Origin of the sequence: Micromonospora sp. NPDC005806, assembly GCF_042871425.1 — a bacterium.
GTDB lineage: Bacteria > Actinomycetota > Actinomycetes > Mycobacteriales > Micromonosporaceae > Micromonospora.
This window is the reverse complement of sequence record NZ_JBIAIL010000018.1, coordinates 100,026-111,168: the sequence shown is the minus strand read 5'-3', so window position 1 is coordinate 111,168 and position 11,143 is coordinate 100,026. Positions and strand designations below refer to the sequence as shown.

General features: G+C 74.0%; 10 protein-coding genes. 2 read left to right on the top strand and 8 right to left on the bottom strand.

Translation table 11 applies throughout. From position 1 onward, the window contains the following. Positions 1-27: 27 nt before the first annotated feature. From folE to ACFYOS_RS19940, 4 genes are all read right to left on the bottom strand, one after another. Positions 28-693: a GTP cyclohydrolase I FolE gene (gene folE, locus ACFYOS_RS19955; protein WP_387143492.1), complete on the bottom strand. Its 666-nt coding sequence runs from the start codon at positions 691-693 to the stop codon at positions 28-30. Positions 694-728: 35 nt separating this feature from the next. Next, the gene (gene ftsH / locus ACFYOS_RS19950; protein ID WP_387143489.1) at positions 729-2,738 is read right to left on the bottom strand and encodes an ATP-dependent zinc metalloprotease FtsH; all 2,010 of its coding nucleotides are present in this window, start codon (positions 2,736-2,738) and stop codon (positions 729-731) included. A 377-nt stretch (positions 2,739-3,115) separates the two neighbouring features. Continuing rightward, a complete protein-coding gene (gene hpt / locus ACFYOS_RS19945; protein WP_387143419.1) occupies positions 3,116-3,691 on the bottom strand; it encodes a hypoxanthine phosphoribosyltransferase in 576 nt (191 codons plus the stop codon). Between the two features lie 99 nt (positions 3,692-3,790). After that, positions 3,791-3,979, bottom strand: coding sequence for a hypothetical protein (locus ACFYOS_RS19940; RefSeq protein WP_387143497.1), 189 nt, complete (start codon positions 3,977-3,979; stop codon positions 3,791-3,793). 99 nt (positions 3,980-4,078) lie between these two features. Here ACFYOS_RS19940 and ACFYOS_RS19935 point away from each other — a divergent pair, with 99 nt between their 5' ends. Then, positions 4,079-5,038, top strand: coding sequence for a GlxA family transcriptional regulator (locus ACFYOS_RS19935; RefSeq protein WP_387143416.1), 960 nt, complete (start codon positions 4,079-4,081; stop codon positions 5,036-5,038). 22 nt (positions 5,039-5,060) lie between these two features. Here ACFYOS_RS19935 and tilS read toward each other — a convergent pair whose 3' ends face one another. The 3 genes from tilS to dacB are packed head-to-tail and all read right to left on the bottom strand — an operon-like array spanning position 5,061 to position 8,694. After that, the gene (gene tilS / locus ACFYOS_RS19930; protein WP_387143413.1) at positions 5,061-6,041 is read right to left on the bottom strand and encodes a tRNA lysidine(34) synthetase TilS; all 981 of its coding nucleotides are present in this window, start codon (positions 6,039-6,041) and stop codon (positions 5,061-5,063) included. Positions 6,042-6,046: 5 nt separating this feature from the next. Beyond that, complete coding sequence (locus tag ACFYOS_RS19925; protein ID WP_387143410.1) at positions 6,047-7,117, bottom strand: zinc-dependent metalloprotease; 1,071 nt, start codon at positions 7,115-7,117, stop codon at positions 6,047-6,049. A gap of 59 nt (positions 7,118-7,176) precedes the next feature. Continuing rightward, positions 7,177-8,694, bottom strand: coding sequence for a D-alanyl-D-alanine carboxypeptidase/D-alanyl-D-alanine-endopeptidase (gene dacB / locus ACFYOS_RS19920; protein WP_387143486.1), 1,518 nt, complete (start codon positions 8,692-8,694; stop codon positions 7,177-7,179). A 466-nt stretch (positions 8,695-9,160) separates the two neighbouring features. Between dacB and ACFYOS_RS19915 the strand changes: the two genes are divergently transcribed. Beyond that, the gene (locus ACFYOS_RS19915) at positions 9,161-9,667 is read left to right on the top strand and encodes an inorganic diphosphatase (RefSeq protein ID WP_387143407.1); all 507 of its coding nucleotides are present in this window, start codon (positions 9,161-9,163) and stop codon (positions 9,665-9,667) included. 55 nt (positions 9,668-9,722) lie between these two features. Here the strand turns inward: ACFYOS_RS19915 and eccD are convergent, their stop codons facing one another. Further along, positions 9,723-11,126, bottom strand: a complete 1,404-nt coding sequence (eccD, locus tag ACFYOS_RS19910) for a type VII secretion integral membrane protein EccD (protein WP_387143404.1) — start codon at positions 11,124-11,126, stop codon at positions 9,723-9,725. Positions 11,127-11,143 lie beyond the last annotated feature (17 nt).

The window sequence follows — 11,143 nt, the reverse complement described above, 5'->3', positions numbered from 1 at the left end:
GCGGCGCGGCCGTCGGACGTCGTCCGGTCAGCGGGGGATGATCAGTGACATCGCCTCGGCCCGCGACTTGGCGTCCCGCTGGAGGGTGCCGCGCACCGCCGAGGTGATCGTCTTGGCGCCGGACTTCTGGATGCCGCGCATCGCCATGCACATGTGCTCACACTCGAGCACCACGACGACGCCGCGCGCGGCGAGCTTGCTCATCAGCAGGTCGGCGATCTGCGAGGTGAGCCGCTCCTGCACCTGGGGCCGGCGGGCAAAGACCTCGACCAGCCGGGCCAGCTTGGACAGGCCGGTGATCCGGCCGTCCGGCCCGGGGATGTAGCCGATGTGCGCGCTGCCCCGGAACGGCAGCAGGTGGTGCTCACAGAGGCTCATCACGTCGATGTCCCGGACGAGCACCAACTCCTCGTGGTTGGCCTCGAAGGTGGTGCTGAGCACCTGCGCCGGGTCGACCCGCAGGCCGGCGAAGAGTTCGGCGTACGCGCGGGCGACCCGGGCCGGCGTCTGCTGGAGACCGTCCCGGTCCGGGTCCTCGCCGACGGCGATGAGGATCTCCCGGACCGCCTTCTCGATCCGGGCGAGGTCGACCGCCTCCTCCACCGGGCGCCCGGTCAGCTTGCCGCTGATCAGGCGCGCGGCGACGAAGTCGAGCCCGTCGTCGGTGTCGGGCTCGGTCGCGGAGACGGCCAGCTCCCGGTCATGGGAGCTGGCCGTCCGGTCGGTGCTCAGTGGTTACCGTCCGAGTTGCTCGAGGGGGACCCGCTGACCGAGGCGCCGTCGGCCTGCGCCTGCGCCTTCAGGGCCTCCTTCTCGGCGGGCGTGAGCACGGGCGGCTCGGTGGAGGGCTGGCGCTTGCCGAAGCCGTGGTACGGGGCCATCGGCGGGCGCTTCGCCACCCGGGCGCAGATCCGGGCCATGTCGGCGGTGGAGAGCGTCTCCTTCTCCATCAGCTCGAGCACGATGTTGTCCAGGACGTCCCGGTATTCCACCAGGATCTCCCAGGCCTCGTCGTGGGCCAGCTCGATCAGCGCCCGCATCTCGCCGTCGATCTCGGCCGCCACCGCGTCGGAGTAGTCCCGCTCGTGGCCCATGCTGCGGCCGAGGAACGGCTCGTCGCCGCTGGTGCCGTACTTGATCGCACCGAGCTTGGAGCTCATGCCGTACTGGGTGATCATCGCGCGGGCCAGCTGGGTGGCCTTCTCGATGTCGTTGCCGGCGCCGGTGGTGGGCTCGTGGAAGACGAGCTCCTCGGCGGCCCGGCCGCCCAGCGCGTACGCCAGGGTGTCGACCATCTCGGCCCGGGTCTGGGTGTACTTGTCCTCGGTCGGCAGGACCAGGGTGTGGCCCAGCGACCGGCCCCGGGACAGGATGGTCACCTTGTGCACCGGCGCGGCGTGCGGCAGCGCCCAGGCGACCAGCGCGTGCCCACCCTCGTGGTACGCGGTGATCTTCTTCTCCTGGTCGCTCATCACCCGGGTCCGGCGCTGCGGACCGGCGATCACCCGGTCGATCGACTCCTCCAGGGAGTCGTTGGTGATCGCCCGCTGGTCCTTGCGGGCGGTGAGCAGCGCGGACTCGTTGATCACGTTGGCCAGGTCGGCACCGCTGAAGCCGGGAGTACGCCGGGCCACCGAGTCGAGGTCGACGTCGGGCGTGAACGGCTTGCCCTTGGCGTGCACCCGGAGGATGGCCTTGCGGCCCTCCATGTCGGGGGCGTCGACCGGGATCTGCCGGTCGAAGCGGCCCGGGCGCAGCAGCGCCGGGTCGAGGATGTCCGGCCGGTTGGTGGCGGCGATCAGGATGACGCCGCCCTTGGTGTCGAAGCCGTCCATCTCGACGAGGAGCTGGTTGAGGGTCTGCTCCCGCTCGTCGTGGCCGCCGCCCATGCCGGCGCCACGGTGCCGGCCGACGGCGTCGATCTCGTCGACGAAGACGATCGCCGGCGCGTTCGACTTGGCCTGCTCGAAGAGGTCGCGGACCCGGCTGGCGCCGACACCGACGAACATCTCCACGAAGTCGGAGCCGGAGATGGAGTAGAACGGCACCCCCGCCTCACCGGCGACCGCTCGGGCGAGCAGGGTCTTACCGGTACCGGGCGGACCGAAGAGCAGCACGCCCTTCGGGATCTTGGCGCCCAGGGCCTGGTACTTCGCCGGGTTCTGCAGGAAGTCCTTGATCTCGTGCAGCTCCTCGACGGCCTCGTCCGCCCCAGCCACGTCGGCGAAGGTGGTCTTCGGCGTGTCCTTGGTGATCATCTTCGCCTTGGACTTGCCGAAGTTGAGCACCCGCGAGCCGCCGCCCTGCATCTGCGACATGAAGAACAGCAGCAGGAGCACGAGCAGCGCGATGGGGAGGAGGTTGACCAGCAGGCTGACCCAGATGCTGTCCGACGACACCTTGGTGTCAGCCGGGCCGGTGATCCGGTTGGCCGACTTGGCCGCCAGCACCTCGTTCCAGACCTGGTTGCCCACCTCGTACGGGAACTGGGCCTCGATCCGGTCGGTCGTGGTGTCGCCGAACTTGGTCTTCTGCGCCAGGTCGAGTTGGAGCGTCTGCTCCTTGTCCTGGAAGACCGCCTTGTTGATCTTCGCGGTATGGAGCTGGTCGAGCGCCACCGACGTGTCCACGCGGTGGTAGCTGGGGCCAGCCGTGAAAACTTGACTGAGCAAAACGGCGCCGAGGATGACCAGGATGATCCAGACCACCGGTCGGCGGAAGAAACGCGTACGTTCCATGCTGTAGTCGGGCATCGAGACGCCCGCATCCTCCTGATCGACGTCCTGACCGTCTGAATGGTGTCGCCGCCTCGGGCGGCGGCCGCAGCCGCCGTGCGGGCCGGCCCCGACCCCGGGGCGCGCCAACTGCCGCGCCGCGGTCATTCGACGGTACACCGTTCGTGCCAGATGTGAGCTTGCGAGCCCGGCACTTACGCGTACGGCGAACCCAGGTTTGAGCCGGCGTGGCGGGGACTCCCCACCCGACCACCCGACCGCCCGGTCACGCGGTGCGAGGGGTCGGGCGTGGAGGGTGCCTCCACGCCACCGGCCTCTACCGTAGTCCGGAAGGCTGAGAGCCCGCTGAACGTCAGCTTGACGGAACCCTGGCCGCCCGATCAGGCCCGGGCGTACACCTCGGGCTTGAGCACGCCGACGTAGGGCAGCTCGCGGTAGCGCTCGCCGAAGTCCAGGCCGTAGCCGACGACGAACTCGGTCGGGATGTCGAAGCCGACGTACTTCACCGGGATCTGCACCTTGACCGCGTCCGGCTTGCGGAACAGGGCGACCACCTCGACGCTGGCCGCGGAGCGCGACTCCAGGTAGCGCAGCAGCCAGGAGAGGGTCAGGCCGGAGTCGACGATGTCCTCGACGACCACCACGTGCCGGCCGGCGATGTCCCGGTCCAGGTCCTTGAGGATCCGCACCACGCCGGAGGAGGTGGTGCCCTGGCCGTAGGAGGAGACGGCCATGAACTCCAGCTCGGCGGGCGGGCCCTGGCGGCCCAGCGCCCGAGCGAAGTCGGCCATGAACATGACCGCGCCCTTGAGCACGCAGACGAGCAGGAGACCGTCGTCGACGTGCGCGTAGTCCGCGGAGACCTGCTTGGCCAGTTCCGCGGTCTTCTCGCGGATCTGCGCCTCGGAAATGATCACGTGGTCGATGTCGGCGTCGTACCAGGAGCCGTCAGCCATGCTCCTAGCCTGCCGTACGCCCGATGGCCTCCGGCGGCGGGGCCGCCCCTTTTGACGCGGTCCCGCCGGGGATTTTCGCCTCGGAACGGGCAAATCACCTCAGCAGGTACGGGAGCGCCAGCGGCGCCCGTCGTCGGTCGGCTTCCAGTCGGCCGAGTCCCGGGTGTCGGTGGTCAGCCCAGCGGCGCTGGCGACGACGAGGAGGAGAAGGAACAGCAGAAGCAGCAGGACGGTCATGGCGGCGCTCGCTTTCGCATGGTTGATGTCGGTTTCGCCGCCGGTGCGCACCGGACTGGAACCAGTCTGCGGCGCGTCGCGCCGCCCGCACAGTGGCAGGAATGCCAGTGGGCATCGATTTTCTGCCACCCCACGGGTTACCCTCGTCACATGCTCCGATCCGTGGCCGTGGTCGCCCTCGACGAAGTCGCCGCATTCGAGCTCGGCGTGCTCGCCGAGGTCTTCGGCACCGACCGCACCGCCGACGGCTTTCCCGGCTACCGCTTCGACGTCTGCACGGTGGACGGTCGGCCGGTGCGCAGCCGCTCGGGCTTCCTGCTCACCCCGCACGCCGACCTGGCCCCGGTCGAGGAAGCCGACCTGGTGGCCGTGCCGGCGCACGCCGACGGCGCCGCCGTACCGGAGCCGGTCCTCGACGCGCTGCGTCGGGCCGCCGACCGGGGCGCCTGGCTGCTCAGCGTCTGCTCCGGCGCGTTCGTGCTGGGTGAGGCGGGCCTGCTCGACGGGCGGGACTGCACCACCCACTGGCGGCACGTGGACGACCTGCAACGGCGGTTCCCGGCGGCGAAGGTGCGGTGCAACTCGCTGTACGTGCAGGACGGGCGGCTGCTGACCAGCGCCGGCACCGCCGCCGGGATCGACGCCTGCCTGCACCTGGTGCGCCAGGAGCACGGCTCGGCGACGGCCACCCGGCTGGCCCGGCGGATGGTCGTCCCCCCGCACCGCGACGGCGGGCAGTCCCAGTACGTCGAGGCGCCGATCCCGAAGGCGCCGGAGGCGCCCACCCTGGAGCCGGTGCTGGAGTGGCTGATGGGCCACCTGGACCGGACGGTGACCGTGGACGAGCTGGCCGCCCGGGCCGGCATGGCCCCGCGCACCTTCGCCCGCCGGTTCCGCGCCGAGACCGGCACCACCCCGCACGACTGGCTCACCAACCAGCGGGTGCTGCTGGCCCGCCGGCTGCTGGAGGAGACCCGGCTGAGCGTGGAGACCGTCGCCGACCAGGCCGGCTTCGGCGACTCGGCCGCGCTGCGGCACCACTTCACCCGCCGGGTGGGCACCACCCCGCACGCCTACCGGACCACGTTCCGGGAACGCGTCGAGGCCTGATCACCAGCCCAGCACCGGTTGATCAGGAGATCAGGCGGCCGGCGCGGCGGCGTACCGGCCGGCCGCCGGGCAGGTGGACGGCGCCCTGCCCGTGCCAGTCGGTGACCAGGGCGTCCAGCGCGGCGACGTGCCGGTGTGACAGGGCGGCCGGCGCGGCGCCCAACTCCCGGGCCCAGGCGTGCAGCACCCGGGTGCGTACCGCCGCCGGCAGCGCGGCCAGCGAGTCGACCGACAACCCGCCCTCGGCGGACCGGGCGTCGGCGAGCGCGGCGGCGGCCAGGTCGTCGAGGGCGGTGGCGTCGGCCGCGAGCAGCCGGGCGGTCCGGGCCAGGTTGTCCACCACCCCGGCACCGAGCGCGTCGACCAGCGCCGGCAGCAGGTCGGTGCGGACCCGGGACCGGGCGAACGCCGGGTCCGCGTTGTGCGGGTCGTCCCAGGGGGTGAGCCCGAGCGCGGCGCACGCCTTGCGGGCGTCCGCCCGGGCGACGTCGAGCAGCGGGCGCAGCAGCGGCACGCCGGCCAGCTCCCGGCGCTCCGGCATGCCGGCCAGGCCACGCGGGCCGGCGCCCCGGGCCAGCGCGAGCAGCACCGTCTCGGCCTGATCGTCGCGGGTGTGGCCGAGCAGCAGTCCGGCGGCGTCGTGCCGGCGGGCGACCCCGACCAGCGCCTCGTAACGGGCCTCCCGGGCCGCCGCCTCCGGGCCGCCCGGCCGCCCGGCGACCCGCACCGGCACCGCCTCGACCGGGTCGAGCCCCTGTTCGCGAGCCCAGCCGGCGACCGCCTCGGCCCGCTCGGCGGATCCGGGTTGCAGGCCGTGGTCGACCGTCACCAGGCCGGCGCGCCGGCCGAGCCGCGGCGCCACGAAGGCGGTGGCGGCGGCCAGGGCGAGCGAGTCCGCGCCGCCGGAGCAGGCCACCAGCACCGGCCCGTCCCCGGGCAGCCCGGTCAGCGCCCGGCGTACGGCGAGCCGGACGGCGGCGACCGGCGGGGCGAGCGCGGCCACGGCCGTCAGCCGGCGGCCGGGGGTGCGCCGGCCGGTCCCCCGTGCACCCGGGCCACCCAGGCGTCCGGGTCGCCCAGCTCGTCCAGCCGGGGCAGGGTCAGCGGCGATGCGAAGATCTTGTTGAAGCCGGCCATGCCGACCCGGTCGACGACCCCGTGCACGAACTTCCGGCCCTCGGCGTACTGGCGCATCTTGACCTCGATGCCGAGCAGCCGGCGGATCGCCTTCTCCAGCGGGTTGCCGGACTCCCGGCGGCGGTTGAACGCCGCCCGGATCGACTCGACACTCGGGATCACCTGCGGGCCGACCCCGTCCATGACGAACTCGGCGTGCCCCTCCAGCAGCGTCATCAGGGCGGTGAGCCGGTCGAGCACGGCCCGCTGTGCCGGGGTCTGCACGATGTCCAGCACGCTGGCCCGGCTCTCCGGGTCCTTCACCGCGTCGGAGAGGGTGGCCACGCCCCGCCGCAGCCGCTCCAGCAGGTGCTCACCGCCCTGCGCGGCATCCACGAACGCCTGCACCTCGCTGAGGAAGTACGCGCGCATCCACGGCACGGCGGTGAACTGCGTCCGGTGGGTCACCTCGTGCAGGCAGACCCAGAGCCGGAAGTCCCGGGTGTCGGCCCCCAGCTTCCGTTCCACCTCGACGATGTTCGGCGCGACCAGCAGCAGCTGGCCGGGGTCGCCGGCGAAGACCTCGTACTGGCCGAGCACCCGGCCGGAGAGGTACGCCAGCACGGTGCCGGCCTGGACGCCGGTCAGCCGGGACCCGATCGCCTCGGTCAGCGGCCCGGGGCGCTTGTCGCCGGAGATGCGGCTCACCAGCGGGCCGATCACCTCGCGCAGCCCGGCGATGTTCGCCGCCGCCCAGTCCCGGCGGTCCACCACCCGGACCGGCGGGTGGGTGACCTGGGAGCGCAGTCCGGTGTAGTCGGCCACGTGCCCGGCCGCCTCCTCGGTCAACCGTCGCAGCTCGCTGACCACGTCGGTGGCCTCGGCGTACGACACCCGGGGTCCCGACTTGCCCAGTGCCCCCGCGGTGGCGGCGGCCAGATCCCAGTCGACGAACTGCGCCATGAACCCACCGTACCCGGGCCGCGACACCCCAACCGCCTATCGACGGTGGTCGCAGCGTCTCAGCGGCAGCCGCAGCGGGCCAGCGCGGAGCTGATCCGGTCGAGCGCCTCCCGGGTCGCGTCGAGGGTGCCCTCCGGCGTCTGGTCGGTGAGCACCGCGAAGGTGAGCAGCCGCCCGTCCGCGGTGGTGACCAGCCCGGCGATGGCGTTGACCCGGCTCAGGGTGCCGGTCTTGGCGCGGACCACGCCCGCCCCGGCCTTCGTTACCGACGCCTGGTAGCGGTCGTCCAGGGTGCCGGACCAGCCGCCGACCGGCAGGCCGCCGAAGATCGCCGCCAACTCGGGGTGGCTGCCGTTGCCGGCCAGGGTGATCAGGTCGGTGAGCAGGGACGGGCTGATCCGGTCGGTGCGGGACAGCCCACTGCCGTCGGCCAGGCTGATCTCGTCGGCCGGCAGGCCCAGCTCGCCGAGCACCTGGTCGGTGGCGGCCGCCCCGCCGACGAACGAGCCCGGCTTGCCCTTGGCGAGCGCCACCTGCCGGGCCATGGCCTCGGCGATCACGTTGTCACTGTCGCTGATCATGATGTCGACCAGGCGGACCACCGGCAGCGACTCGACCTTGCCCAACTCGGTGCCGGGCGCGGGCGTCGCCCCGGCGGACCTGGCGCCGCCGGATGCGGCGGGCGCCTTGCCCTGCTTCACCTCGGCGGCGTCCCCGGAGAGCCCGAGCAGCTTGGCGAACGCCCGGCCGGCGGTCAGGTCCGGCTGGGGCACCCGCTCGGCGGCGTGGTTGGTGGCCTCGGCGGTCCTGCGCGCCTCCGCCGGGTCCCGCCGGGCCCCGTCGGTCATCAGCGCGGTGATCGCCGCCCCGAAGCCGCCGGTCGGGATGTCGTCGTCCCAGCCGGGTCCGTACACCGGTCCGCTGAACAGGGACGAGTCGACCGTGACCTTGGTCGGGGCGGTGCCGCCGAGCGCCTTGCGCACCTGGGCGGCGAGGTTGTCCAGCCGGGCCGCGCCCGGGTAGAAGCCGTTCTTGTCGACCGCGAGGGTCGGGTCGCCGCCGCCGACGAGGACCACCTCGCCCGGGCTCGCGCCGGCCACCGCCCGGGTGGGGATCCGGTACGCCGGGCCCCGGGCGGCCAGCACCGCCACCCCGGTCGCCAGCTTGGTCACCGAGGCGGGGACGGTCGGGGTGTCCTGGCCGTTGCCGTAGAGCGCCTGACCGGTGGCCACGTCGGCCACGGACACGTGCACCCGCTCGCCGAGCGCGGCGGCGCGGACCAGCGGCTCGAGCGCGGCGCGTACCCCCTCGGGGGTCGGCTCCGGCGCGTTGGCGTCCGGCCCGGCGAGCACGGCCGGCGGGTCGGGCTCGGGCGGCCGGGCACTGGCCTTCGGCGAGCTGGCCGCACCGCCCAGCCAGCCGGCCACCGGGCCGGGGCGGACCACGGCGAGCCCGACGGCGGCCAGGGCGATCACCAGCACCGTGGCCAGCACCGCCACCAGCCGGAGGCGACGGGGGCGGGCCGGGGGCGGGGGTGGGGCCGGGGTGGCAGCGTACGGCGGGACGGGCGGGCTCACCGGCGCGCCGCCGGAGGCATCCTGCCCGGGCCAGCTCACCGGGGCGGCCGGACCCGGACCGTACTGTCGCGGGTCGGCCCGACCCACCGGGGCCGTACCGTAGGAGCGCGGGTCCGGGCGCCCGAGCGGCTCACCGCCGTACGTCCGGGGGTCGGCACGGCCGACCGGGGCGGACCCGGCAGCCGGGCCGGGACGGCCCGCGGGGTTCGCCCCGGGAATCCGTACCCGGCCGGTGGCACCGCCGGAACCGGAACCGTCGGACTTCCGCCCGTCAACCCCTTCGGGGCGGTAGTGTGAATCTTCCCTCCCCACGACCCCCTCCTCCCCCGCTCAGAAGCACCCTGGGTGACACTACTTCGGTCCGAACACTATGCGGCGGCCGGAGCCGGCGGGGGCCATTCACCCGTGCGGGAGCGGCGCCACTGGTTTCCGTTAGCCAGCGTGGGCAAACGAGGGAGCGTGGAAGATGGATTTCGACGTCACGGTTGAGATCCCGAAGGGTCACCGCAACAAGTACGAGGTGGACCACGCGACCGGCCGGATCCGGCTGGACCGCACCCTCTTCACCTCCACGCAGTACCCGGCCGACTACGGCTTCATCGAGGGCACCCTGGGCGAGGACGGCGACCCGCTGGACGCGCTGGTGCTGGTTCCCGAGCCCACCTTCCCGGGCTGCCTGATCCGCTGCCGGACGATCGGCATGTTCCGGATGACGGACGAGAAGGGCGGCGACGACAAGGTCCTCTGCGTCCCCTACGAGGACCCGCGCCAGGAGCACCTGCGGGACATCCACCACCTGGGCGAGTTCGACCGGCTGGAGATCCAGCACTTCTTCGAGGTGTACAAGGACCTGGAGCCGGGCAAATCGGTCGAGGGCGCGACCTGGGTGGGTCGTACCGAGGCCGAGGCCGAGATCCGGGCCTCGTTCCAGCGCGCCAAGGATGCCGAGGAGCGCGGCGAGACCCTGCACTGACAAGCGGACTTCTCCGGGCCCGGGTCGCACCGCGACCCGGGCCCGTCCGTTCGCCTCAGCCGAGCAGGCCGCGGGCCCGGTCGTAGAGGTCCAGCACCGCGCAGGCCACCGGGACCACGGAGACCACCAGCGCGGTGTCCGTCAGGTCGGCCAACCGCCCGAGGTACGGGGAGACCGGCCGCCGGGCGTACGTGGCACCGGCCGCGACGGCGGCCAGCGCCAGCAGGAGCCCGCCGACCGCCAGCGCGAGCCGGCCGGTCGGGTCGGCGCGCCCGGCGAGGACCGCGCCGAGCAGGGCACACCCGGTCAGGCCGGCGGCCACGGCGGGAACCCGGTGGCGGACTGCCACGAAGAGTCGCGACCGCAGCAGCAGCACGGCACAGCCGACCCCCGCCAGCAGCCGGCCGGCCAGCCCGCTCGCCGTGGCCAGCACCGCCGTGGCGGCGACCGCCAGCGCGGCGTGCCCGAGCAGCAGCCCGGTCAGCATCTCCTCGGTCCGGGCCACCGCCGCGTGCACCCGACCCTTGTCGGGCAGGTCCCGGACGCCGTCCGGACCGTCGGCGGGGGTGGCGGTCGGCAGGGTGATCGGCGGCAGCGGCACCTTGCCGAGCCGGATGGCCAGCAGCGGCAGCCCGCCGAGCGCGAAGACCAGCCCGCAGAGCAGCACCGCGGCGGCGCCCGCCGGGTCGAGGAGCAGCCCGCCGAGGGCGGCCGACGCACCGGCCACACCGATGGTCGCGCCGGCCACGAAGACCCGGGCCCGGCTGGCCACGCCGAGCAGGCCGAGCACCGATAACAGCAGCAGGGCCACCGAGCCGGCCAGCAGCTCGGGCGTGCCGACCCAGCGCAGCGGCCCGACCGGGCCGACCGGATCCCCGCTGCTCACCGCCAGGGCGCCGGCCGCGGCGGCATACGGCAGGGCGTACCCGGCGAGGGTGGTGCCGACTGGGCCGTCCCCGTACGCCCGCGAGGCGGCGGTGCCGGCGAGCACCAGCAGCAGCGCGACCGCGGCCGCGACGGGCCAGCCGGTGCGCTGCCCGGGCCCGGCGGCCAGCACGGCGAGCAGCCCGACGGCCAGCGGCACGCCCGCCCCGGCCAGGGTGGCCGCCCGGGTGGCCGCGGGCGACCAGGCCGCGCCCCGCCGGCGCGCCCCGTCGGCGATGGCCTCGACCACGTCGTCGTACTCCAGCTCGGGCCACTCGGCGCGGGCCGGGACGAGGTGCAGCACCTCGCCGTCGCGTACGCCCTGGGGCAGCAGCGCCTGTGCGGTGGCCAGCACCGCGCCGTCGGTGCGGCGCAGCACCCAGCCGCCGTGCCGTTCCCCGTCGTCGGCCAGCCCCTCCCCGGCGTGCCGGAGCACCTCCGGCAGCAACTCGGCGAGCGGAACCTGCTCGGGCAGGGCCACGTCCACCCGCCGCTGCGGGGCGCTGATCGTGACCCGGGCCAGCCCGATTGTCATCGAGGTATCTCCATATC

Coding starts and splice junctions, on each gene's coding strand:
- ACFYOS_RS19915 (WP_387143407.1), top strand. CDS start 9,161: ATGGATTTCGACGTCACGGTTGAGATCCCGAAGGGTCACCGCAACAAG.
- ACFYOS_RS19925 (WP_387143410.1), bottom strand. CDS start 7,117: ATGGCGCAGTTCGTCGACTGGGATCTGGCCGCCGCCACCGCGGGGGCA.
- hpt (WP_387143419.1), bottom strand. CDS start 3,691: ATGGCTGACGGCTCCTGGTACGACGCCGACATCGACCACGTGATCATT.
- ACFYOS_RS19935 (WP_387143416.1), top strand. CDS start 4,079: ATGCTCCGATCCGTGGCCGTGGTCGCCCTCGACGAAGTCGCCGCATTC.
- eccD (WP_387143404.1), bottom strand. CDS start 11,126: ATGACAATCGGGCTGGCCCGGGTCACGATCAGCGCCCCGCAGCGGCGG.
- ftsH (WP_387143489.1), bottom strand. CDS start 2,738: ATGGAACGTACGCGTTTCTTCCGCCGACCGGTGGTCTGGATCATCCTG.